The sequence below is a fragment of the Pedobacter hartonius genome (assembly GCF_900107535.1).
Classification (GTDB): Bacteria; Bacteroidota; Bacteroidia; order Sphingobacteriales; family Sphingobacteriaceae; genus Pedobacter; species Pedobacter hartonius.
This window is the reverse complement of record NZ_FNRA01000002.1, coordinates 507,910-532,279: the sequence shown is the minus strand read 5'-3', so window position 1 is coordinate 532,279 and position 24,370 is coordinate 507,910. Positions and strand designations below refer to the sequence as shown.

Genomic DNA, 24,370 nt, shown 5'->3' with positions numbered 1-24,370 from the left:
GTTATTTCAAATTGATTTTAATCGGATCCTGCAATCTAGCAATTGGATAACGCAAATGTGTGCTTTCGTGATATTTTGAATGCTTATATATAAATTCAAGCTGTGCGGCCGGGTTCTTTGCAAGGGCAGTATCTTTCGCTTTTTCCTGATCCAGTAGTGTACGAAGTTCCGGGTTGTTTTGCAGCATACCCGTTGCAGTATCTTCAAACACATAGGCTGAGTAATGTTCTTTCTGGTCTAATATGGAATCGAAAAAGTTCCAGGTGAAAAAAGAATCCATTGCCTGTGGCTCCAGTGTTTCCACGATATACCTGTTCTGTGGCTGATCAACATACACGACATAATCTCCGGCATAATATTTCAGCTGCTGTTTTTCCACCCTGAGCTGCACGCTGCTGTGCATGTAGTGCCCTTCAAATGGCCTGGTAGCAGTTTTGTAATCCGTAATGTAGTAGCTGTCAACGGTTAATTCCGTGTCAGCAGCCAGTTGATGGATCTTAACACCGTTTAATTTTAAAAGCCCGGTTACCCTGTCCCAGGCTTTGGGAATAATGTATGCCAGAGGTTTGGTCACCACGGTCTGCGGCTCAAATTTATTCCAGCTCTTTATAGTTTTGGTATAAGGCTCATTCCTGTCGTAATAAAGCCTGTCGGCACCACTCACGGTACTTGGCTTATATTTAGCTGCAAAGCCTTTAAATACGAGCGTGTCCCATACCTGCTCGTTCAGTTTCCAGTTTAAAGGAAAGTCTTTCTGACTGGCCACAGCCTGATCAGCCTTCTGTTTGTTCTCTCCTATGATTTTTGCATCACGCTGTACAATGCCTATATACGTTCTGAGCAGCAGGTAAGTAGATTCTACCCTTTTGTCAAAAGGTTTTAGCATATGTGTTTCGGGCATGAAGCCGATCGTATTGTGCAGGGCTGCATATCCGGTAGAATAACGTGGTGATTCCAGAAAGCCGGTAATTCCGGCCTCGGGGGTTTCTTTCACGGAATTGATGTAGGGAATGAGCTCAAATCCTTTTTTCTGCATTTCGCTATAAAGCGAAGGCACCATGGTTTGCGTCAGATAGCCCGACAGGATGGGATTGAGCTTATCTTTCTGGGTAGGGATCAGTGTCATCGTGTACTGATAATCCGCACCGTTGCTGGTATGGGTATCTACAAAGATCTCGGGCTGCCATAAATTAAAGATCTGCTGGAATGCATCGGAATTCTTTGAGTCGGTTTTAATGAAATCCCGGTTCAAGTCGTAATTTTTACTGTTTCCCCTAAACCCGTATGCTTCCGGGCCATTCTGATTTGCCCTTGAAGTATTGCCGCGGTTAAAAGCACCGTCAATATTGTAAAGCGGAATAATACAGATCACCACATCGTCCGGTAAATGGTTTTCTTTTAAAAGGTCCCGCGCCAGCATCATGGAGGCATCAACACCTTCAGGTTCGCCGGGGTGAATACCGTTATTGATCAGGAAGATCCTTTTATTACTTTTCCTGATGGCTGCGGGATCAAATATTTTATTTTTGGATAAGACCAGGAGGTGAAGCGGCTTTCCAATATCGGTGCTTCCGTAAGTAAGGAGTTTTGCCTGTGGGGAGGCCTTTGCAAGTTTTTTATAAAAAGCGATCGTCTCGTCATAGGTAGCGGTCTGATTTCTATTGCCAAGCTCGAACGGCGTTTGCTGTGCAAATGCACTCAGGGATACGAAAAGAATAAGGTAGGATAAGAGTTGCTTCATCTGTGGTGTTTTTATGCCGGATAATAATCGTGCAAAATTAATATTTTCTCCAGGTCTTTCTGGACAATCCCATCGTTCCGAAGTTATATTTTACCCCCACGGAAAAAAAAGTATAAACGTCAAGGGTACCGCTTCTGAAAGTGTTTCTTGAGTCATCATAGCCATCCAGCCCTTCTCCCAGCGTGAGGTTGCCCTGGTAATTGAAATTGAGCACATACCTGTAAAAGCCTTCGCCATCTGCAAAATGGACGTTAATTCCAAGATTGAACGGAAAGTAGATGTCTTTGGAGGTGACATGACAAATAGTCGCGTAGTTTCTGTCCTCTGGATCTAATCCTGTAGAGTATAACACGTCATTATGGATTGCCCCTATTCCTGTTCCTATGTATAGGCCCTTTAAAAGGTCTGACGGACCATTATAACGGCCGTCCAGAATTGCACCTAAAGACACCTTTGCATTGAAGTTCAGCGCCTTGTATGAATTCACGAACTCACGGTTTAGCCAGCTTGTTTTGTAATTTCCGCCATTGATTTCTCCCTTTTGTACCTCTATTCCAAGGCTGAGGAAAGGTGTAAACAGGTAGTCCAGTGTTCCGTATCCTGCGAATCCGAAGCTATGTTTCTGTACCTCAGTAAACGATTGTGTAGCCGCGACACCTCCTCCTACAGAAAACTTATAGAAGTTAGATTGGGCAAATAACGGACGCGCAGAAGCCAGGACTAAGATGCAAATAATTATCCTTTTCAAGTTATTGTGATTTATACTTGTAAAGTATGATCTTTATTACCTTTACTTTTTAAAAATATGCTAAAATATCTTAACAGCGGTAATTCTTTACAAAATAGATTCATTGAATATGTAAAAATAGATACGCAGTCTGATCCCGCATCAGCCAGTATCCCTTCTACAGCAAAACAGAAGGACCTGGGAAGGGTGTTGGTGGCACAGCTGCTGGATATAGGAATCGCAGATGCACATATGGATGAATATGGATATGTTTATGCTACCATCCCTTCAAATTCTGACAAGAATGTGCCGGTGATCTGTTTCTGCTCACATATGGATACTTCGCCGGATTGCAGCGGGTTCGGTGTAAAACCAATTGTCCATTCCAATTACCAGGGGCAGGACCTTGTTCTTCCGGATGATCCTGCTATAGTTTTAAAGATGACCGGGCACCCTGATCTTAAGGACCAGATCGGAAATGATATCATTACAGCCAGTGGGACCACACTGCTGGGTGCGGACAACAAAGCGGGGCTTGCTGAGATCATGGAGGCGGCGGCCTTTCTTGTGCAGCATCCCGGACTCAAACATGGAACCATAAAGATCCTGTTTACGCCGGATGAAGAAATCGGAAGGGGAGTAGATAAAGCAGACCTGAAAAAGCTGGGTGCTGATTTTGCTTATACGATTGACGGCGAGACGCGTGGTTCCATTGAGGATGAGACTTTCTCTGCCGATGGGGCCGTTTTACTGATCCATGGCCTGAGCTCCCATCCGGGTTTTGCGAAGGGGAAGATGGAAAGTGCCATCAGGATACTGGGTGATATGATCAGCAGCTTACCTAAAGACAGGCTGGCACCTGAGGCTACCGCACAGAAAGAAGGTTTCCTGCACACGGTGTCCGTACAGGGGAATGTAGAACAGGCAGAGGCACATTTCATTATCCGCGATTTTGACGATGACCTGCTGGCCGAACATGGCCGTACGCTGAAAACATTGGTTAAGGGGGTGATGGCTGATTATCCAAATTCTACCTATGAGCTCCGGATCAAAGAACAGTACAGAAATATGAAGAAGGTACTGGATCAGTATCCGCAGGTGCTGGAATATGGAATGCTTGCCATAGAGCGGGCCGGAATTCCGGTGAAGAAACAAAGTATCAGGGGTGGAACGGATGGTTCAAGGCTTTCTTTAATGGGACTGCCCTGCCCGAATATCTTTGCAGGAGAACACGCCTTCCATGGCAAGCAGGAATGGGTTTCCCTGCAGGACATGGAAAAGGCAGTTGAAACGATTGTCAATCTGGTGCAGATCTGGGAGGAGAAAAGCAGCTAGCTTTTCAGATACATATCTGCAAGCAGCTCAAATGATTTTATACGCTCTTCAAAACCTTCGGTGAACGTGGTTAACATCAGTTCATCAGGCCGAAATTCATTGATCAGCTGGTCTAATTTTTGTTCAATCTCATCCGGCGTACCCGAGAGGATTCTTGGTCTATGGGAGGCTATTATTTCCTGCTCTTCAGCTGTATAGCTGAGGTCTTTCACCTCATCATAACTAAATGCTGTAGCTTTGCCGGTTCTGGTCAGCTCAAGGAAGGTTTGATCGACTGTAGCCTGAGTTCTCATGAGCAGGTCACGGTCTTCCGAACAGAATATACTTATACCAAGTATCAGTTTGGGCTCGGGTACTTCAGCAGAGGGCCGGAAATTCTCGCGGTAAGCGCGCACGCCCGGAAGGCCGCTTACAGGATTCATGAAATGGGAAAATGAAAGGCCTGTGCCCATCCTGGCGGCAGCCAGTGCACTCTCTCCGCCCATGCTTAACAGCCATAATGGCGGGCTCGTTTCAGTCCGTGGAGTAGCGTAAACCTTTTCTGTGTCAGTCTGGTCACTGGCTGTGTAATGAAGGTAGCCTACTAGATCCTTTAACTGTTCAGCAAATTCTTCGTCGGTTCGTTTGCCGTATGGGTTCAGCAACCCTGCTGTTTTCGGGTCTGCACCCGATGCCCTGCCGATGCCAAGATCAATCCTTCCTGGGAACAGTACTTCCAGCGCGCGGAAGTTCTCTGCCACTTTCAGAGCGCTGTAATTGGGCAGCATCACCCCTCCGGCACCGATACGCATGTTCGTGGTTTCACCGGCGAGATGTGCAATCAGAACTTCGGGCGTGGAACTCGCAAATGAATCTGTATTGTGGTGTTCAGATACCCAGAAACGGGTGTACCCTAAACGGTCTGCCAGTTTTGCTACAGCAATAGTATCCATTACTGCCTGTCTGGCGGTATTGCCGGGATGGATCAGTGAATGGTCAAGAATGCTTAAACGAATCTTTTTTGTCTTCATATAAATTTATGTGCTAAACAGATTATTAAACGAGAAATAATATATAATATTGCAAAAATTCTTATCGTAATTAGAGGCAGGTAATCGCCTTCGTTTGGCAAGGTATTGTCCTGCCGCAGGACTTGGTTCTTCCTAATGATCCTGCTATAGTTTAAAAATGACCGAACACGCTGATCTTAAGAACCAGATCGGAAATGATGTCATTGCAGCCAGCGGAACAACACTGTTGGGCGCGGATAACAAAGCGGGGCTTGCTGAGATCATGGAGTCGGCTGCCCTGCCCGAATATTTTTACGGGAGAATACGCCTTCCATGGCAAGCAGGAATGGGTTCCCTGCAGGACATGGAAAAGGCAGTTGAAACGATTGTCAATCTGGTACAGATCTGGGAAGAGAAGAGCAGTTAGCTTTTCAGATACATATCTGCAAGCAGCTCAAATGATTTTATACGTTCTTCAAAACCTTCGGCGAACGTGGATATCATCAGTTCGTCAGGCTGATATTCATTGATCAGCTGGTCTAATTTTTGTTCAATCTCATCCGGCGTACCCGAAAGGGTCCTTGGCCTATGGGAGGCTATTATTTCCTGCTCTTCAGCCGTATAGCTGAGATCTTTCAGCTCATCATAACTAAATGATGTATTTTTGCCGGTTCTGGTCAGCTCAAGGAAGGTTCGATCGACTGTAGCCTGAGTTCTCATGAGCAGATCACGGTCTTCCGAACAGAATATAACTACACCAAGTATCAGTTTGGGCTCGGGTACTTCAGCAGAGGGCCGGAAATTCTCACGGTAAGCCTGCACGCCCGGAAGGCCGCTTACAGGATTCATAAAATAGGAAAATGAAAGGCCTGTGCCCATCCTGGCGGCAGCCAGTGCACTCTCTCCGCCTGTGCTTAACAGCCATAACGGTGGGTGCGTGTCAATCCGTGGAGTAGCGTAAACCTTTTCTGTGTCAGTCTGGTCACCGGCTGTGTCATGAAGGTAGCCTACAAGGTCCTTTAACTGTTCAGCAAATTCTTCGTCAGTTCGTTTGCCGTGTGGGTTCAGTGCCTGTGCTGTTTTCTGGTCTGTGCCCGATGCCCTGCCGATGCCAAGATCAATCCTCCCTGGAAACAGCACTTCCAGCATGCGGAAGTTCTCTGCCACTTTCAGGGCGCTGTAATTGGGCAGCATCACCCCTCCGGCACCGATACGCATGTTAGTGGTTTCGCCGGCGAGATGTGCAATCAGAACTTCGGGCGTGGAACTGACAAATGAATCTGTATTATGATGTTCAGATACCCAGAAACGGGTGTATCCTAAACGGTCTGCCAGTTTTGCTATAGCAATAGTTTCCATTACTGCTTCCCCGTCTGTAATACCCGGACGAACCAGCGCATGCTCAAGTATGCTTAAACGAATTTTTTTTGTTTTCATATAAATTTTTGTAATAAATATATTATTTAACGGGAAACAATATATAATATTGCAAAAATTACTATCTGAAATCAGCTTAAGCAGTTACCCTCATTTCGGCCAGGTATTGGTCCTGCCCGTCGTCAAATAACAAATGACATTCCCATCCGCATTCCCTGGCAATCGTTTTCAGTAGCTGCGGATCAATATACAGCCAGTTGAACCATTCTCCTTTTTCGTTTTTATATTCATACTGGTAAGAGACCTCACCATAATACTTGTCCTCCGGCATTGCTGTGCCTTCATACAGGTATGTAATGTCAGAGCTATCAAATAATAACTGTCCGCCTTCATTCAACAATGATTTAGCCTGGCTCAGGAAGTTCCTGAATCCATCCACTGTGCCTGTAAGGCCAATTCCGTTCATCAAAAATAAAAGGGTATCAAATTTTTCTCCCTGGTAATTGAAGATATCACCTTCAACAACATGGGTTAAGCCGCGTTTTTTCATGATATCAACCGCAGTTGGGGAGATGTCCAGTGCAACAATGTCATAGCCCCGTTCCTGGAGGATCAGCGCATGGCTTCCCGCGCCCCCGCCAACATCGAGCACTTTGCCTTCGCACATGTCCATGGCTTCCAGCTCTATGTCGGGCATTTCTTCCTCCGTCCGAAAGAAAATATCTACGGGCATTTCTTCAGGCTCATCATAGGAATTATGCAGCCACAGTATCTCTGCGCTGCCATTTTCGAACTGGTCCTGTAAAGCATTTCCAAAAACATCCATAGGCTAAAGATACCGAAAATATTTCTTAGGGAATAAAGGGAGTGTCCTTTTGAGCTTCAGGCTGACCATTGTATTCGATCCTTGTTTTGGGCAGGCTTTCCGGATAATTCGTTCTGATGAAGTCTATCATTTGCTCACGGACATCGCAGCGCAGATCAAAAGCCTGTGAGGAGTTACGTGCGCTCATGAGAAAACGGACTTCAATGGTATGTTCTTTATTGTCAGTTACCTGTACTACATTTACCCTTTTGTCCCATAATGGATGGGTCGTCAGCAGCCGGGTCAGTTCTTCTCTCAACGGGGGGATGGGGATAGTGTAATCCAGGTACAGGAATACCGTGCCCAGTAACTGGGCAGAAACCCGGGTCCAGTTCTGGAAGGGTTTTTCAATAAAATAGGTTATAGGGAGGATCAGCCGGCGCTGGTCCCATATATTTACCACTACATAGGTCAGGGTGATCTCCTCTACGCGGCCCCATTCTCCTTCAACAATGACCACATCGTCTATACGGATGGGCTGTGTGAAGGCAATCTGGAAACCTGCGAGCAGGTTACCAAGTGATTTTTGTGCGGCGAAACCGATGATGATACCACCTACACCTACCCCGGTAAGCAGCCCTGTACCTATTTTACGCATACTTTCGAAGCTGAGTAGAACGAGTGCAATGGTGATCAGTACGATCAGTGAAACTACAAATTTACGGATAAACTGTAGTTGTGTCCTTATTTTTCTCTCTTTAAGGTTGTCTTCCTTATTGAGATCATATTTGTGATAGAAATGATCTTCAAATACCTTGATGATACGGATCAGGATCAGCGAAAAACTGATGGTGAGGGATATTTCCAGCAGGCGTGTCAGTTGTGCCCTGAGTTCCGGGTTGAGCACCATAAAACCCAGTGAAATGTTCAGCAGCAGCAGGGGGATGAAGATCCCGGCGGGATGGTTCAGGTGCCTGATAATGGAACGGATCTGAAAGGAGGCCCAGTACCGGGAAAAAAACTTAAAGGATTTCAGGATGATGAACTTCAGGATCAACCCGAAAATAATCGCCGCACCTGCGAGGATAAAATTCTGAATGAATTGAGGTATCGGATATCCAAAAAAATCATCTATTAGTTGCATGCCGGTTCTTTGTTATATTCATACTCCTGGTGATATTCAGGGATGGCTACATGTTTGAATCCATGGTCTTTGATCCGCTGCGCAAAGTTTTGCTGCACCTCGTATTCCCCGTGCACCAGGAAAAGTTGCTGTACAAGGGCGGGATCCTGGCAGGATAAAAAATTAAGCAGGTCTTCGTAATCTCCGTGGGCACTCATCGATTTAATGGAGCGCACCTCGGCAGCAACAGGAAGGTCTTCCCTGAAGAGATGGATGGTCCTGTCGCCTGCCAGCAGCCTGCCAGCCAGGGAGTCGGGGGCGCAGTAGCCTACCATCAGGATGGTATTCTTCTGGTTTCTTACTGTATTGCGTATATGGTGCCTTACTCTTCCCCCTTCGGCCATGCCCGAAGCAGAAATGATCACGCAGGGCCTGGGGTCATTGTTCAGGGCTTTAGACTCTTCAACGTTTTCAATAAATTTCAGGCCTTTGAAAGCAAAAGGGTCATCGTCAATCTTCATGACTTCCTTAACGCCATTGTTGTAAACTTCAGGGTGGTTTTTCAATACCTGGGTAGCCTGGATAGATAACGGGCTGTCTACATAAAAAGGTATATCAGGCAGCCTGTTCTTCAGTTCAAGTCCGTTCAGCGCATATAACAGTTCTTGTGTGCGCCCAACGCTGAAAGCGGGGATCACCACTTTTCCCTTTTTGATCATGCAGGTCTGGGTGATGATTTCCAGCAGCATGTCTTCAATAGGTTCGAGGTCTTTATGTAAAGAATCCCCATAGGTAGATTCCATAATGATATAATCTGCCTGAGGGAATGTCTGCGGACTTTTTAACAGCAGGTCGCCGTATCTGCCTACGTCACCACTAAAGGTAAGCCTGACGGTTTCTCCCTCTTCCTTTATGGTGAGGTGTACGGCTGCGCTGCCTACAATATGGCCGGCATCTGTAAAACGCAGGTTCAGCTGGGGGCTGATCTCAAAATCTTCGTTGTAATCCAGCACCTTAAACTGACTCAGTGTTTTTACCACATCGTCATCTGTATAGAGCGGTTCTTCTGTTTCCTCGCCATGCTCAATATGCCTGTTTGCATATTCGGCATCCTGTGCCTGGATCTTTGCAGAATCCATCAGCAGGATCCTGGCAAGGTCCATTGTGGCGGGGGTACTGTAGATGGTTCCTGTAAAGCCTTCGGCAACCAGGCGCGGCAGTAATCCGCAGTGGTCAATATGTGCGTGTGAAAGGATGACATAAGTTACGGCCGAGGGCGTAAAGCCGAAATAACCGTTTAATTTTTCTGTAACCTCTCCCATGCCCTGAAACATGCCGCAGTCCAGTAATATTTGGGTGTTATCTTTTAGGGTAACGAGGTGTTTGCTACCGGTTACGGCGCGTGCAGCACCATGAAAAGCGATTTTCATACGGGAATATATTTTTTTAGATGAGCAGCAATCATCTTCCCTGAGCATGCAAGATGAGAGAAAGCGAATATTTTTGGTAACACCGGCAGGCCGGCATTACCTATGATAAATAATTAAGCTCTTACTTTTGAGATTTTGTCTTTTACAGAATCGGCCACATCGGCTAATTTGTCTTTTGAAGAATCCAGCAGGTCTGCGAACCAGTCTGACAGTTTTTCTTTTACATCATCACCTTTATCAGTAGATAGGATTAAAGCTACTGCGGCACCAAGGGCAGCTCCTGCAAGTATACCTGCAACAATTTTCGTTTCTTTTTTCATGTGAGTATATTTTATTTAATCGGTTATGAAGCCATCATACCTGTCTAATATACCGGAATAACAATAACGGCCGGAAATAGTTCTTATAATATTTGATTTTATTGAATCAGAAAGGTTTTTTGCATATTTAAAGGCTCAGAGCTCATGATGGCCTGAAGGAACGGAATGCTGAGGACTTTATCTAATTTTAATCTTGTATGTACGGTATGTTATTTTCTGGGATATCTGCAGAATGGCAGCCGCATAGTGATTCTGGGGCTACTGACGGCGATAGTCTATAACTGGCTGGTATTGCGGAACATGGAACGTGGGCAGTCCCGTATCCACTTTCTGCAGTGGCTGCTGGCAGCATTGACCCTGTCATTTGCCCTTTATATAGGGTACAGCGCCCTGTTTTTACTGCTTGCAGCAATAGAGTACCGGTACTTTCCATGGAAAGACATCACGCTGATCGCTTCCAGTGGAATTACCATGCTTGCCCTGATTTTTCATCTTTTTTTGAGTATCAGGGAAAGTTTAGTAAAAAAAGATGAGTAACCATTTGATAATTAAACATATTAATCTATCTTTGCAGTCCCTAAATCTTAGGGCGAATAAATAATTGTTTAACAAATTAAATACAAGCAAGTGAATACGTTAAGTTACAAAACTGTCTCTGCCAATGCTAAAACTGTTAACAAACAGTGGGTTGTTGTTGATGCACAAGGCGAGATTTTGGGGCGCTTGTCATCGAAGATCGCAATGATCATCCGTGGTAAAAACAAGCCTGAGTACACCCCACACGTAGACTGCGGCGATAATGTGATCGTTATCAATGCAGACAAGATTAAGTTGACCGGAAATAAGTTCAGCGATAAGGTGTATACATCTTATACTGGATACCCAGGAGGTCAGCGTTTCATTTCCCCGAAAGAGTTAATGGCGAAACATCCTACGCGTGTTATCGAGAAAGCTGTCCGTGGTATGTTACCTAAAACAAAATTAGGTGCAAAATTATACACGAACCTTTTTGTTTATGCAGGTACTGAGCACCCTCATGCAGCACAATCACCAACAACCATTACACTTTAATTAAAGGAAGAAAGAAATGTCAGTTACGAATACTTCAGGAAGAAGAAAAACTGCTGTTGCGCGAATCTACATGAAAGAAGGCAACGGTACTATTACTGTAAACAGTAAAGATCACAAAGTATATTTCCCTACATTACCATTACAATATATTGTTAACCAGAGTTTCGAAGTTTCTGAACTTATCGGTCAGTATGATGTAAAAGTAAACGTAGCAGGGGGTGGTATTAAAGGCCAGGCCGAAGCTGTTCGTTTAGCGATCGCTAAAGCTATTGTCGAATTAGATGCTGAGAAAAAACCGGCATTACGTGCTAAAGGGTTAATGACCCGTGATATGCGTATGGTTGAACGTAAGAAACCAGGACGCAAGAAAGCTCGTAAAAAGTTCCAATTCAGTAAACGTTAATCTCAAGGAGGACAAAGACAATGGCAAGAACAACATATCAAGACTTATTGGATGCAGGTGTACATTTTGGTCACCTTACCCGCAAATGGAATCCGAAAATGGCACCATATATTTTTATGGAACGCAACGGGATTCACATCATAGATTTAAACAAAACTTTAACTAAAACTGAAGAAGCTGCTTCAGCGATCAAACAGATCGTAAAATCAGGTCGTAAGATCTTATTTGTAGCTACGAAGAAACAAGCTAAAGAAATTGTTGCCGATCAGGCAAAAAAAGTAAACATGCCTTTCGTAACCGAGCGTTGGTTAGGTGGTATGTTAACTAACTTCCAGACTGTACGCAAGTCAATCAAAAAGATGTCTAACATCGATAAAATGACTAAAGATGGTACTTATTCGATCCTTTCTAAAAAAGAGCGTTTAATGATCCAGCGTGAGCGTATCAAATTGGAAAGTTTATTGGGTGGTATCGCGGATTTAAACCGTTTACCAGCAGCAATCTTTTTAATTGACGTTAAAAAAGAACATATCGCCGTAAGCGAAGCGTTGAAATTAAACATTCCAACTTTTGCAATGGTTGATACAAACTCTGATCCTTCAAACATCGATTTCCCTATCCCGGCAAATGATGATGCAACTAAATCTATTTCTTTAATTACTGATGTTATCATCAAAGCAATTGAAGAAGGTTTAGACGAGCGTAAACGTGAGAAAGATGATGAAGCTGAAAAAGAAGCTGTAGCTGCTAAAGCTGCTGCTGATGCTCCTGAAACTGCTGCTCCGGGCGCAAGAAGAGCCAGAAAAGAAAATGCTGAAACCGAAGAAGGAACAAGCGAAGCATAAATAATATATTTTTGGGTTGTATGTTGTGCGTTGAAGGTTCTTACTAACAACTAACAATGTACAACCCATAATTTTTTAGATAAAAACTTAAAAAAGAAAATAAAATGTCAGTACAAATTTCTGCAGCAGATGTAAACAAATTACGCCAACAAACCGGTGCCGGTATGATGGATTGCAAAAAAGCATTAATAGAGGCCAATGGCGATTTCGAAGCTGCGGTTGATTACTTACGTAAAAAAGGTGCTAAAGTTGCAGCGAGCCGTCAGGACCGTGATTCTAACGAAGGCGTTGTAATTGCAAAAGCTACAGCTGACGGAAAACGCGGCGTAGTTGTTGAATTGAACTGCGAAACAGATTTCGTAGCAAAAAATGCTGATTTCATCGCTTTAGCAAATAAGTTCACTGATCTGGCAGTAGAGAAAAACCCTGCTACATTAGAAGAACTTTTATCTCTTGAAGTTGATGGTCAGAAAGTTTCTGATATCATTGTTGAAAACACCGGTAAAATCGGTGAGAAAATTGGTATATCTAAATTTGAAACTGTATCAGGCGAAAGAGTTATCCCTTACATCCACAGTAACTACCGTTTAGGTGTTCTGGTTGCGTTAAACCAGGCTGTTGCCGGTGCTGATGAAGCAGGTAAAGATGTGGCAATGCAAATTGCTGCAATGAACCCTGTAGCTTTGGATAAAGCTGACGTAGATACCCACACGATTGAACGTGAAATGGAAATTGCTAAAGAGCAAATCCGTGCAGAAGGTAAACCGGAAGAAATGGTTGAGAAAATTGCTGCTGGTAAACTGAACAAGTTTTACAAAGACAGTACTTTATTAAACCAGGAATTCGTTAAAGACTCTTCTAAAGACGTTCGTAAATTTTTAAATGACACTGCTAACGGATTAACTGTTACAGCATTTAAACGTGTTCAGTTAGGATCATAGTTCCTTCATGATAATTAAAAGGTCCCTTATTTTAAGGGACTTTTTTTTTGCCTTATATTTAACAAAATTCAGTTAGAGATGATAGCAATAAAGAATTGTAAGTTTTTTAAGGAAGGCCAGTTGGTGACGAACGCCACTATCCTGATGGAAGATGGCCTGATTACAGCGATTACTGATGGGGAAATCCCTTCAGGATATGCCATTGAAGATGCACAGGGAAACTATGTGTCTCCCGGCTTTATTGACTTGCAGATCTACGGCTCCGGCGGTAACCTGTTCTCTGCATACCCCAGGGTAGAAACACTGAGGCAGATGGATGAATACCTGATCAGTAAGGGTACTACCGGCTTTCTGGTCTGCCTGGCTACGAATACGCTGGAGATATTTCAGGAGGCCATCACGGCAGCGAAAGCCTATATGCCCGAAGCAAAGGGATTTCTTGGGCTCCATCTGGAAGGCCCTTACCTGAACCCCAAAAGGCTGGGGGCACACCCCGAAAAGTATGTTCATAAAGCTACGCTTGAGGAGGTGAAAAGATTACTGGACGATGCCGGCGGGGTGGTCAAAATGATGACCATTGCGCATGAACTGCAGGATGAGGAAGTGATCCGTTACGTGCTGGACCAGGGGATAGTCCTTTCCCTCGGACACAGCGATGCAAATTTCGAACAGGCCAATAAAGCTTTTGCTAATGGTTTCACCACCGCTACACATTTGTTCAATGCCATGCCCTCTATTCATCACCGTAATCCTAACCTGCCGGCCGCGATATTGAATCATCCCAGCGCAATGGCCAGCATCATTGCTGATGGTGCCCATGTGAATTTCGAAATGGTAAAGCTCAGTTATAAAATGATGCAGGAAAGACTTTTCCTGATCACGGATGCTGTAACAGCCTGCAATATAGGCCCTTATCAGCATGTACTGAACGGGGACAGGTATGTAATGCCTGACGGAACCATCTCCGGCTCTAACATTACGCTGCGCGATGCGGTAAGCAATTGCGTGCAGTATTGTAAAATACCTGTTGCTGCAGCTTTTGACATGGCTTCGGCAAACCCGGCAAAGGTGCTGGGGATACAGGATAAAACAGGAAGTTTGGCTCCCGGAAAAGCGGCCAGCTTATTGCTGTTGTCGGACGAATTTGTTCTCCGAAAGGTATTTGTAGAAGGAGTTGAACATTTGATCAGTATTAATTAAAACAAATAGTTATTTTTGGAGTCATGAAGTACAAAAGGATCCTACTAAAGTTAAGCGGAGAATCGCTGATGGGCGAGAAGCAATATGGTATTGATAATGCACGCGTAAAACAATACGCAGAAGACATCAAGGCTGTTCATGCCCAGGGGCTGGAAATTGCAATTGTTATTGGCGGCGGCAATATTTTTAGAGGCCTGAGTGCAGAAAAATCGGGCATGGACAGGGCGCAGGCAGATTATATGGGGATGCTGGCGACGGTCATCAACAGTATGGCTTTGCAGGATGCACTGGAAAAAGTAGGCCTGAAAACCAGGTTACTTACAGCGATAAAAATGGAGCAGATCTGTGAGCCCTTTATTCGCAGAAGGGCAGTACGGCACCTTGAAAAAGGACGTGTGGTGATCTTTGGGGCCGGTACAGGAAACCCGTATTTCACAACAGATTCAGCTGCTGCGCTGCGTGCCATTGAAATTAAGGCAGATGTAGTACTGAAAGGTACACGTGTTGATGGTATTTACACCGCAGACCCGGAAAAAGACCCGACAGCTACGCGTTATTCTGAGATCTCTTTCAAAGAAGTATATTCCAAAGGATTAAATGTGATGGACATGACAGCTTTTACGCTTTGTGAAGAAAATCAGCTTCCTATCATCGTATTTGATATGAACAAACATGGTAATTTCATGAAGATTGCTCAGGGGGAAGAGATTGGTACGCTTGTAAAAGGCTGAATTTAAGACAATTATATTTTGATAAACAGTAAATTATGAATGACCTCATAAAAAAACAATTGCAGGATGCTCAGGCAACAATGGATAAAGCGATTGCCCATTGCGAAACTGAACTGACAAAAATACGGGCTGGAAAGGCTTCAGCCGGCATGCTGGATGGCATTATGGTTGATTATTACGGAGCGCCTACCGGTCTGAGCAACGTGGCCAGTATCAATACGCCTGATGCAAGGACGATATTGGTTCAGCCATGGGAAAAAAACATGCTGGTCCCTATCGAACGCGCAATTATGGAAGCTAACATCGGGATCAATCCCCAGAATGATGGTGTAGTGATCCGTTTGGGAGTTCCTCCGCTGACGGAAGAACGCAGAAAAGACCTTGTAAAAAAGGTAAAAGAGGAAGCGGAACGCGGACGTATCACCGTACGTAATATCCGCAAAGATGCGAACGAGAAAATCAAGAAATTGAAAGGCGAGGGCGTTTCTGATGACGATATTAAAGCCGGTGAAGCTGAAGTGCAGAAGATCACAGACCTCTATATTGTGAAAGTAGATAAACATGCTGAAGCAAAAGAGAAAGATGTAATGACCGTATAGACGAAAAATTATAATAGAATAGTAATAATGAGGGAATGTAGCTTTTGCTACATTCCCTTTGTTTATTTTTGCCATCTTATTTCATTTCATGAATTTATTAGTACAATATTTAAAAAATTATAAATGGGTAGTATTTCTGGCATTGTTACTTGCTGCCATTAATATGGGCTTTTCTTTACTTGATCCATATATTACGGGACGTATTGTTGACCGATTTATAGAAAAGAAAGACATATTGAACCGTAACCAGTTCATCTTTGGTGTGTTGGGCCTGGTTGGAATGAGTGTTGGTGCTGCCATGGTATCCAGGATAGCCAAAAATTTCCAGGATTATTTTACCAGCATTATTGTACAGAAGGTGGGCGCCCAGATGTACGCTGACGGGCTGAAACACTCACTGGAACTGCCTTACCAGGTCTTTGAAGATCAGCGCAGCGGGGAAACACTCGGAATCCTGCAAAAAGTAAGGCTTGACAGTGAGAAGTTTATCACAGCCTTCATCAGTATCTTATTTGTGAGCCTCATCGGGATGGTCTTCGTGATTGTTTATTCTGTGGCAGTAAGTTATAAGGTAACCCTGATCTATTTTACTGCAATTCCTATCATCAGTTTTGTCAGCTGGTACCTGAGCAGGAAGATCAAGACCATACAGCAGAAGATCGTAGCAGAAACTACCGCACTGGCAGGCTCAACAACAGAATCACTGAGGAATATCGAACTGGTTAAAAGTCTGGGACTGGCCAGTCAGGAGATAGAACGGCTGAATAAGACTACCTATAAAATTCTGGGCCTCGAACTCAGAAAGGTAAAATTTGTACGAAGCATGAGTTTTGTGCAAGGTACTACGGTCAACCTGGTGCGCAGTATCATGGTTGTGGTGCTGCTGATTCTCATCTTTGAAAATACGATCTCCGCAGGCCAGTATTTCTCGTTTTTATTTTATTCCTTCTTTCTGTTCGGACCTTTACAGGAGCTGGGGAATGTGATCCTTTCCTGGAGGGAGGCAGAAGTTTCCCTGGGTAACTTTAAGAATATCCTGAATACACCTATTGATCAAAAACCTTTAAACCCAAAGGTGCTCAACAAAATTACCTCTCTGGAATTCTCAGACCTCAGTTTCAGGCATCTTACCGGTAAGAGCAATGCCCTGAACGAGATCAATTTCCAGGTGAAAGAAGGAGAGACCATCGCTTTTGTAGGGCCCTCAGGATCTGGAAAAACTACGCTGGTGAAGTTATTGGTTGGCCTGTATCAGCCGGTGATCGGGGAGGTGCTTTATAACAATATTACCAGCCGCGAGATTGACCTGGATCAGTTAAGGGAAAAGATCGGCTTTGTAACCCAAGATACGCAGTTGTTCTCGGGTACGATCAGGGAAAACCTTCAGTTCGTCCGCCCCGGTGCAACGGATGAGGAATGTTTACGTGTAATGGAACAGGCTGCCTGCCAGACCTTGCTTGCACGTGCCGATAAAGGGCTGGATACCGTGATAGGTGAAGGGGGCGTGAAAGTTTCCGGTGGTGAGAAACAGCGTTTGTCTATTGCGCGTGCTTTGCTGCGCAGGCCCGACATCCTGGTTTTTGATGAGGCTACGTCTTCATTGGACTCCCTTACTGAGGAAGAGATCACGGCAACGATCAGGGACGTTTCAGACCTGACCAATCACATTACCATATTAATTGCACACAGGCTTTCTACCATCCGCCATGCAGACAGGATCTATGTTCTGGAAAAAGGCCATATTATTGAGCAGGGAGAGCATGCGGCATTGCTTGCAGAAAAGGGACTTTATTATGCGATGTGGCGCCAGCAGGTTGGGGAGAGATAAAATTAAATAGCAGGGATATTTTAATGTCCCTGCTATTTAATTTTATACGCCTTTTCTGTTAAATTCTTTAGGATTACTTTGTTTCAAATTAACTCGCAAAGCTGAAATTTCTTCAGCTTCAAATTTATAGCCTTTACGGTATTTCTTATACTATATATTATGCCTGAGATTTCTGGTTGGTTAAGTATGTTAAACCAGTTGCCGCATAATTATTCCGAAGATAAATTATAAGCTAACTTTATTTTTTCGGTGGATACTTTGTCGGCCTGATAAATTACAGCCCGTATTTTAACCTTTTTTACGTCAAAATATCACTAAGCACATCAATATATGATTAGTTTAGAGGTTAATCACATGTGTTTTAAGTCTAAAAAATCGTTTTAACAGATTAATATACAGTGTATTATTCGTTTTTTATTAAACCTTATCACTACGTTTAATATCTCTTTAAATGTTAACTTGACATTTAATGTTTTATTCATACATTAGATTTATTATCGATACTACCAGGTGTAGTAAAAGAACCAAATATAAGTTTGAAAAAATAAATTTTAGTTGATTCTGCCTCTTCAAAGGCTGCTGAAAAGCTAGAATTTATGCCAGGAAACGATCTGTTATGAAAAACTCTGAAAGGAACAAACCCGTTTTAGCTGCCTCTTTAAGGCCGGCTGTTTTAGAACTGCTGCCCTTCATCTTCCAATTTCCCGGAAAACCATATTTGCATGCCCTGCCAGCAGGGGATCAGCCAATTCTGTAACCAAATATTAAATATATAATGTTATGAAAATTTTTCTACTCAACAATTACTGGAAGTACGGCTGGTTTGCCCTGCTGCTGGTATTGCTTTTTTCACCGGCCCTCATACAGGCGCAAACTGCCCCGGTCAAAGGAAAGGCAACTGATGAAACCGGCGGGGGATTGCCGGGAGCAACAATAAAAATTAAAGGAAAGCCGAATGCAACTGCTTCGGATCCTAACGGGAACTTTTCCAGGATCGAAAAGCTGAAATGGGAGAAAGGCTGGCCGGTGGTTGCCCCTTAACTCATTTTCGTATCCTGGTCGTTAATCTCCTGCAGGGAAAGGCCCAGCAGGCTTTTGGTCTTCGTATAGGTAATACCCGCCACGAGTATTGTCATGCAACCCCCAAATACTACTGCCGGAACGGTTCTCATCAGCTTTGCGGTTAGGCCTGATTCAAAGGCACCGATCTCATTGGAGGAGCCGATGAACATACTGTTTACAGCAGATACCCTTCCCCGCATTTCGTCAGGCGTAAGCAGCTGCATGATCGTAGACCTGATGATGACACTGATACTATCAAATGATCCTTCCAGGAACAGGAAGATCAGGGTCACATAAAAATTCTTTGAAAGCCCGTAACAGATAATGCTGGTTCCAAACCCTACAACGGCAATCAGCAGGTTTCTCCAGGGCCTGTTCATGGGCGAGATCCTGGTCATCACCAGCATGGTGAGCACTGCTCCTCCTGATGCTGCCGCACGCATAAACCCAAGTCCTTCGGAACCTACTTTCAGGATATCGTTTGCAAAAACTGGCAACAGGGCAACAGCCCCGCCGAAAAATACGGAGAAGAGGTCAAGGCTCATTGCGCCTAACATCATTTTGTTCTTAAATACAAACTGTACGCCTTCAGTAAGGCTTTTGACGATACTTTCTTTTGGAATATAACGGGGCGGGTGCGATTTCAGGAAGAAGATACAGGCCAGTGCAATAGCCAGAAAGAAAAGGATAATCAGGTAAGTAACGGTAATCCCGAAGAAGCCATAGACCAGTCCGCCAGCTGCCGGCCCAAGGATGGAAGCCGACATATACGATGAACTGTTCCAGGTAGTGGAATTGGGATATAATTCCTTAGGGATGATTTCTGCCATCAGTGAAAAAGTAGCCGGGCCAAAAAATCCCCTTGCCATACCGATTCCGAAGACCATGGTATACATGATCGGGATGATATAACTCACAGGAACATAAGCATGCATTTGCCTGGATGTGGCAACGAGCATGATCAGAGAGCAAAGGAAAACACAGGTAAATATTTTTAACAGCAGCCCTCTTTTTTCCGATTTATCAGCAACATATCCGCCATATAGTGCAATGCTTATGGCCGGGATAGCTTCGCAGAGGCCTATCAGGCCTAAAGCCAGCGGATCTTTTGTGAGGTGATAAATATGAAAGCCGATGATGACGGCCTGCATCTGATAGGCGAATGTGAAAAAGAAACGCATACCAAGATAAGATCTGAATTCCCTGTATCGCAGGGCAGCATAAGAATCTTGTTTGTCAATAAATTTGGGACTATCCAAGGGTAAATAATTTTGGACAAAGGTAGTTATACATTAATAGCTTACGCTATTAATGTATAAAATTACTGCTACATGATTTTGTCGTAAAAATCATGGTAGGCAGATTTCATATCCTCCGCCTGGTTAATTGCTGATGAGGCTGCAATTCCAAAGATGCCGGTATCCATCAGGGAGTCTACGTCTTCCAGTTTCACCCCTCCTACGGCAAGTACCGGAAGTGTTATTCCTTTCTCCTGTAATACTGAGACTACATGGGCATAACCTGCCAGCCCAAGTAAAGAAGAGTTGTTTGGTTTTGTCGTGGTGATACTGAAAGGGCCGCAACCTGCATAATCTGCACCTTCGGCGGCAAGCCTGATTAAACCCTCCACAGTGTTTGAAGATCCGCCGATGGTAATGTCTTCGCCCAATTGCCCACGGAGAGCAACGAAGTCGGCATCCATGTCTTCAATATGAAAACCCTGGATATCTGCTTTTCTGTTTAGATGAACATGGTTGGTTACGATCAGCGTAGCGCCCCAGTCGTCACAGATCCCGGCAATGACGTTGATGTCTTCCAAAAGGGCATCGTCATCTTTTGTGAGGCAGCGGTATTGTATCCATTTGGCTCCTGCTTCACAAGCGATCTGCGCCTGCTCAATATGGGTTAACTGCGTTATGTCGTGTGTGATGAACTGGAACTTCTCGATGAACTTTTTCATTATCTGTTTGTGTGTTGCGAATTTACTGCTTTATTAAAACTTTACGTTGAGGGAAAGTAAAAAGTTCGTTCCCGCCTGCGGGAAATAGAAGTTCTCATCGGTTCTGCTTCCGCCGCCCAAATAACCGTAGGTATAGCCATTGCTCTCGTATTTCTTATTGAGGATATTATTGGCCAGCAAACCGATGTTCATATTTTTCACTCCTTTGAAGCTGAAGTCATATCCCAAACGCGCGTTATTTACCCAGTAGCCATTCAGCTTCCTGCTTTCATTCTGGGTATTATCAAGGTATTGTTTACTTACGTATTTACTTTGCAGGGCCACCGCGAATCCTGCAAGTGGCTTGTAAACCAGTTCTCCAAACACTACCGCATCCGGAGAGAAGGAAATGTCGGGATTTTTATAATTGTTTACCACCTCTGTCTCCGTATCGTAGTCAAAAATATACTCAGAAAAATTCTTGATCTTATTCCTGCTGAATGCAGCATTTGCGTTCAGCAGGAAATACCGGCTAAGCGTATATGAGCCGTCGAACTCAACACCGATCCTGGAGCTTTTGGGAACGTTCTGGCGGATACTGGCACCTACATCACTTAATTTTCCTGTAACTACCAGCTGGTCTTTATAGAACATGCCGTACACATTTACGCCCGCGCTGAAATCTGTATGTTTGATCCTGTAGCCGGCTTCAACATCGTATAAACGCTCCGGCTGGGGTAAAGTACCAACGTTGGCATTTACATAATCGTCACGGTTACCTTCTTTATTTGCCAGGCTCAGTGAAGCGTAAATATTGCTTTTGGGATCCACAAAATAAGTTGCTCCAACTTTAGGGTTGAAGAAATTAAGCTTGTCATGTATGTTCAGCGGCAGCAGGTCGTTATCATCACCGGTAATATCATATTTAAGCCTACGGTATTGCAGGTCTGCAAATAAGCTCAGCTTCTCTACCGGGTTGTAGGCTAATTTTGCGAAGATATTGAAGTCGTTCTTGTTGCCATCCCCATCATAGTAATGGTCAAAATTGTTCAGCGCTGAGGAAATCTGCGACCAGGTGACCTGGCCATAATGTTTTCCACGGTATTCGTTGTAGGCACCGCCAACGGTCAGGTTCAGGTTGGATGCTGCCTTATAACCAAATGCATAGGTTGCACCATAAAAATCGTTGTTCAGCCATCTTCTGCGTACCAGGTCTGTTGTTTCTACCGGGGCACCATTGATCACAGGATTTGGTAAGCCGTAAGCTGAGAATTCCTGGTCGTTTTTGAACTCCTCATAATATCCTCTTCCATAAGTATAGTGTAAGGCACCGTTAAATGAAAAGCGGTTTCCAAGCTGTTTGGCATACAACAGCTGATAGTGATCCTGCTGGTAGTTATCATTCTGATCTTTATACAAGAAAGAATTATATTTTCTGCTGTCTGAGTTGAGCAGGTTTGCTGCATCAGTCTCATTTAGCCCGTTTCTGATAATGTAATCATTGATTCCCTGGATATCTCCTCTCAGCCGGGATTCCGGTACGCCATTCCAGGACTGGTAAGTTTTTTCTGTGCCTGAGAACACGTTGATGCGCAGCAGGTCTGTTTTTCCGTGATAAGCTCCCGAAAGGAAATAAGATTTTAACAGGGAAGCCCCGCGGTCTACAAAACCGTCAGACTGAATGCGGGACAGGCGCCCGTCGAAACTGAACTTATTGTCGATCAGCCCGGTTCCAACTTTAAAAGTATTTTTCAGCGTGTTGAAAGAGCCATATGTTGAGTTTACTTCTGCATACGGCGCCAGTTCCGGCGCTGAAGTCTGGATGTTTAAGCTTCCGCCAAAGGCTCCGGCCCCATTCGTTGATGTACCGACACCGCGCTGGATCTGTATGTTTTCTACGGACGAGGCGAAATCAGGCATGTTCACCCAAAAGGTGCCCTGACTTTCGGAATCGTTCATCGGTATACCATTTACGGTTACGTTTACCCTTGTGGCATCGCTCCCGCGGATGCGGATCCCTGTATAACCCACTCCGGCACCGGCATCTGAAGTAACGACAACACCGGGTGTATTGTTAATGATAAAGGGGAGATCCTGGCCAAAGTTATTGGCAGTGATCTCGGATTTACTGATGTTCTTATAAGTCGTTCCTGATTTTTCCGTGGCCCTGGTAGCCATTACGATCACTTCATCTGCAAGAAAGGCAGACTGGACAAGGTCAAAATCTGCTGTTTGGTCCGCGCTGATCTCGATCTCTCTTTGCTGGCTTTCATAACCGATAAAACTTACCGTAAGTATGTACCTTCCGGCCTTCAGGTTCTTCAGCTCATATCTGCCACGGGCGTCACTTCTGGTGCCTTTGCCCGTACCTTTTAATACGATGTTTGCTCCCGGCAAAAGGGTTTGGTTTGTTTTTTCGGATACAGATCCGGAAATGGTGAACTGTGCCTTAGTAAATAAAGGCAGGAGCAATACGGCTATTGCTATCGTCAGTAATTTTTTCAATTTATGATTTGCTTTTTAGTAAAACCTGCTGTAAAGAGGGGCAATACAACATAATTAAACATAACTCCAATCCCTCCGCCGGCATTACCCGGATCAGGTGCATATTTGACAGGCAGAATAAATCTACTCGTCAAATAATGGGTTTGATCTCAGCCTGTCTTTGTGTTTTTTACAAAACAAGGCACCCCTTTTGATATCGGCAAATGTATAGATTATTTTCTAAAAAGCCGCAAGGTATGCGTCTATAGCAGTAACGGCATTTTGAAACCTGTTTTCGATGCCGCCGATCAGCACATAATTGGCATCCAGGTCCTGCAGCTCCTTGTGCCAGATGCTCATGAAATGTTCGCGCATGTGCGGGAAATCGCGCAGTGGGTCTTCCTGCCATGGAAGGTCAATATCAAGCAGCAGGTACAGGTCGTACGTTCGTTTATTTAATGCATCAAGCACGATCTGTGGCGTTTCGCCCAGCATTTCATCACTCCAGATCTTCACGGTCAGAAAAGTAGTGTCACAGAAGATAAATTCTTTATCTGTCATCGCCAGCACAGATTCTTCCAGGGCTACCTGGCCATGGAACATGTTGATCTCGTCCTGCATGGTACATGGCTCCGTTAGTGCGGCACAATAATAACGCGCAAATTCGGCTACCCACAGGGTGTTGTAGTGTTTGGCGAGCAATTTAGTGAGGGTAGATTTACCCGTACTTTCCGGGCCTACAATAGCAATCTTCTTGATCATAAAGTTTCGGTAAGGTTTTTTTTCCATTCCCTGTAGCCTATCCATGCAATATAAACATAAAGGGCATACATGATAGCCGTGGCATACAGATCTTTTGATACGTAAACGCCCACGTAAATGATATCAACAAAGATCCAGATCAGCCAGTTCTCCAATACTTTCCTGGCAAGGAATATCTGGGCAATCAAGCTGCAGGCCGTACAAAAGCTGTCAATATACGGGAATGCGGCATCGGTATTCTCCCGGAGGATAAAACCCAGGGTCAGGGTGAAAAAGGCTATCCCTATTACTGAAAGTATAATTTCCTTCCTGGTGATCTTACTTACTGGTGTCTGTGCCTTTGTATGGCCGCTGTTTTTATTCCAGAAGTACCATCCATAGGCATTCATCACCAGAAAGTAGAACTGGAGACCCATATCTGCATAGAGTTTACTTTCATAAAAGATGAAGATATAGATCAGTACACTGACCAGGGCAATTGGCCAGTTAAAGATGTTGTTCTTTGCTGCCAGCCATACACAAAGTATCCCTGTGAATACACCACACCATTCAAGCCAGCCCGTCTGGGTTAAAAATTGTACAATACTTTCCTTGACTGCCTCAACCAGTGATACCATGTGCCAAATGTAATTATCCTTTAACGAATCAGCCAGTAATA

General features: G+C 44.3%; 24 protein-coding genes and 1 pseudogene. 12 read left to right on the top strand and 13 right to left on the bottom strand.

Annotated elements, in window-relative coordinates; all coding sequences use genetic code 11:
- Window position 1: 1 nt before the first annotated feature.
- Both BLW16_RS05875 and BLW16_RS05870 read right to left on the bottom strand, forming a co-directional pair.
- Window positions 2–1,741, bottom strand: a complete 1,740-nt coding sequence (locus BLW16_RS05875; RefSeq protein ID WP_090555625.1) for a M14 family metallopeptidase — start codon at window positions 1,739–1,741, stop codon at window positions 2–4.
- A 37-nt stretch (window positions 1,742–1,778) separates the two neighbouring features.
- A complete protein-coding gene (locus tag BLW16_RS05870) occupies window positions 1,779–2,489 on the bottom strand; it encodes an outer membrane beta-barrel protein (RefSeq protein ID WP_090555624.1) in 711 nt (236 codons plus the stop codon).
- 57 nt (window positions 2,490–2,546) lie between these two features.
- Between BLW16_RS05870 and pepT the strand changes: the two genes are divergently transcribed.
- Entirely contained in the window at window positions 2,547–3,803 is a 1,257-nt protein-coding gene (gene pepT / locus BLW16_RS05865) for a peptidase T (protein WP_090555623.1), read from the top strand.
- On the opposite strand, the gene BLW16_RS05860 is transcribed toward pepT, so the two are convergent.
- Entirely contained in the window at window positions 3,800–4,813 is a 1,014-nt protein-coding gene (locus BLW16_RS05860) for an LLM class flavin-dependent oxidoreductase (protein ID WP_090555622.1), read from the bottom strand. The genes pepT and BLW16_RS05860 overlap by 4 nt on opposite strands.
- A gap of 116 nt (window positions 4,814–4,929) precedes the next feature.
- Between BLW16_RS05860 and BLW16_RS23980 the strand changes: the two are divergent.
- Window positions 4,930–5,123: pseudogene (locus BLW16_RS23980) on the top strand (peptidase T); the annotation flags it as partial.
- A gap of 92 nt (window positions 5,124–5,215) precedes the next feature.
- Here the strand turns inward: BLW16_RS23980 and BLW16_RS05850 are convergent.
- The 5 genes from BLW16_RS05850 to BLW16_RS05830 all read right to left on the bottom strand — a co-directional run bounded on the left by BLW16_RS05850 (window position 5,216) and on the right by BLW16_RS05830 (window position 9,847).
- On the bottom strand, window positions 5,216–6,229 hold the full coding sequence (locus BLW16_RS05850; RefSeq protein ID WP_090555620.1) for an LLM class flavin-dependent oxidoreductase: 1,014 nt from the start codon (window positions 6,227–6,229) through the stop codon (window positions 5,216–5,218).
- Window positions 6,230–6,305: 76 nt separating this feature from the next.
- Window positions 6,306–6,995 (bottom strand): class I SAM-dependent methyltransferase, encoded by a 690-nt coding sequence (locus BLW16_RS05845; RefSeq protein ID WP_090555619.1) that lies wholly within the window; start codon window positions 6,993–6,995, stop codon window positions 6,306–6,308.
- Window positions 6,996–7,020: 25 nt separating this feature from the next.
- Entirely contained in the window at window positions 7,021–8,118 is a 1,098-nt protein-coding gene (locus BLW16_RS05840; RefSeq protein WP_090555618.1) for a mechanosensitive ion channel family protein, read from the bottom strand.
- On the bottom strand, window positions 8,109–9,527 hold the full coding sequence (locus BLW16_RS05835; RefSeq protein WP_090555617.1) for an MBL fold metallo-hydrolase RNA specificity domain-containing protein: 1,419 nt from the start codon (window positions 9,525–9,527) through the stop codon (window positions 8,109–8,111). The genes BLW16_RS05840 and BLW16_RS05835 overlap by 10 nt, the downstream gene beginning before the upstream one ends.
- A 113-nt stretch (window positions 9,528–9,640) precedes the next feature.
- Window positions 9,641–9,847 carry a YtxH domain-containing protein gene (locus tag BLW16_RS05830; protein WP_090555616.1) on the bottom strand — a complete coding sequence of 69 codons (207 nt, stop codon included), beginning with the start codon at window positions 9,845–9,847 and terminating at the stop codon, window positions 9,641–9,643.
- Window positions 9,848–10,012: 165 nt separating this feature from the next.
- On the opposite strand from BLW16_RS05830, the gene BLW16_RS05825 reads away from it, so the two are divergent.
- From BLW16_RS05825 to BLW16_RS05780, 10 genes are all read left to right on the top strand, one after another.
- The gene (locus BLW16_RS05825) at window positions 10,013–10,384 is read left to right on the top strand and encodes a hypothetical protein (protein WP_090555615.1); all 372 of its coding nucleotides are present in this window, start codon (window positions 10,013–10,015) and stop codon (window positions 10,382–10,384) included.
- 90 nt (window positions 10,385–10,474) lie between these two features.
- Window positions 10,475–10,918, top strand: a complete 444-nt coding sequence (gene rplM, locus BLW16_RS05820) for a 50S ribosomal protein L13 (protein ID WP_090555614.1) — start codon at window positions 10,475–10,477, stop codon at window positions 10,916–10,918.
- Between the two features lie 16 nt (window positions 10,919–10,934).
- Window positions 10,935–11,321, top strand: a complete 387-nt coding sequence (rpsI, locus tag BLW16_RS05815) for a 30S ribosomal protein S9 (protein ID WP_090555613.1) — start codon at window positions 10,935–10,937, stop codon at window positions 11,319–11,321.
- A 20-nt stretch (window positions 11,322–11,341) separates the two neighbouring features.
- Window positions 11,342–12,166: a 30S ribosomal protein S2 gene (gene rpsB, locus BLW16_RS05810; protein ID WP_090555612.1), complete on the top strand. Its 825-nt coding sequence runs from the start codon at window positions 11,342–11,344 to the stop codon at window positions 12,164–12,166.
- Window positions 12,167–12,270: 104 nt separating this feature from the next.
- Window positions 12,271–13,107, top strand: coding sequence for a translation elongation factor Ts (gene tsf, locus BLW16_RS05805; RefSeq protein WP_090555611.1), 837 nt, complete (start codon window positions 12,271–12,273; stop codon window positions 13,105–13,107).
- A 78-nt stretch (window positions 13,108–13,185) separates the two neighbouring features.
- Window positions 13,186–14,307, top strand: coding sequence for an N-acetylglucosamine-6-phosphate deacetylase (nagA, locus tag BLW16_RS05800; RefSeq protein ID WP_090555610.1), 1,122 nt, complete (start codon window positions 13,186–13,188; stop codon window positions 14,305–14,307).
- A gap of 23 nt (window positions 14,308–14,330) precedes the next feature.
- Complete coding sequence (pyrH, locus tag BLW16_RS05795) at window positions 14,331–15,038, top strand: UMP kinase (RefSeq protein WP_090555609.1); 708 nt, start codon at window positions 14,331–14,333, stop codon at window positions 15,036–15,038.
- A 35-nt stretch (window positions 15,039–15,073) separates the two neighbouring features.
- A complete protein-coding gene (gene frr, locus BLW16_RS05790; RefSeq protein ID WP_090555608.1) occupies window positions 15,074–15,637 on the top strand; it encodes a ribosome recycling factor in 564 nt (187 codons plus the stop codon).
- A gap of 88 nt (window positions 15,638–15,725) precedes the next feature.
- Window positions 15,726–17,465, top strand: a complete 1,740-nt coding sequence (locus BLW16_RS05785; protein ID WP_090555607.1) for an ABC transporter ATP-binding protein — start codon at window positions 15,726–15,728, stop codon at window positions 17,463–17,465.
- Window positions 17,466–18,245: 780 nt separating this feature from the next.
- Entirely contained in the window at window positions 18,246–18,506 is a 261-nt protein-coding gene (locus BLW16_RS05780; RefSeq protein ID WP_090555606.1) for a hypothetical protein, read from the top strand.
- Here the strand turns inward: BLW16_RS05780 and BLW16_RS05775 are convergent.
- The 5 genes from BLW16_RS05775 to pnuC form a co-directional block, all read right to left on the bottom strand.
- Window positions 18,503–19,786, bottom strand: coding sequence for an MFS transporter (locus BLW16_RS05775; RefSeq protein ID WP_245735137.1), 1,284 nt, complete (start codon window positions 19,784–19,786; stop codon window positions 18,503–18,505). The two genes, BLW16_RS05780 and BLW16_RS05775, sit on opposite strands and share 4 nt — an antisense overlap.
- A gap of 68 nt (window positions 19,787–19,854) precedes the next feature.
- Window positions 19,855–20,487: a thiamine phosphate synthase gene (locus BLW16_RS05770; protein WP_090555605.1), complete on the bottom strand. Its 633-nt coding sequence runs from the start codon at window positions 20,485–20,487 to the stop codon at window positions 19,855–19,857.
- Between the two features lie 33 nt (window positions 20,488–20,520).
- Window positions 20,521–22,971 (bottom strand): TonB-dependent receptor, encoded by a 2,451-nt coding sequence (locus tag BLW16_RS05765; RefSeq protein ID WP_090555604.1) that lies wholly within the window; start codon window positions 22,969–22,971, stop codon window positions 20,521–20,523.
- 219 nt (window positions 22,972–23,190) lie between these two features.
- Window positions 23,191–23,712 (bottom strand): AAA family ATPase, encoded by a 522-nt coding sequence (locus tag BLW16_RS05760; protein WP_090555682.1) that lies wholly within the window; start codon window positions 23,710–23,712, stop codon window positions 23,191–23,193.
- The gene (gene pnuC, locus BLW16_RS05755) at window positions 23,709–24,329 is read right to left on the bottom strand and encodes a nicotinamide riboside transporter PnuC (protein ID WP_245735136.1); all 621 of its coding nucleotides are present in this window, start codon (window positions 24,327–24,329) and stop codon (window positions 23,709–23,711) included. The genes BLW16_RS05760 and pnuC overlap by 4 nt, the downstream gene beginning before the upstream one ends.
- Between the last annotated feature and the right edge of the window lie 41 nt (window positions 24,330–24,370).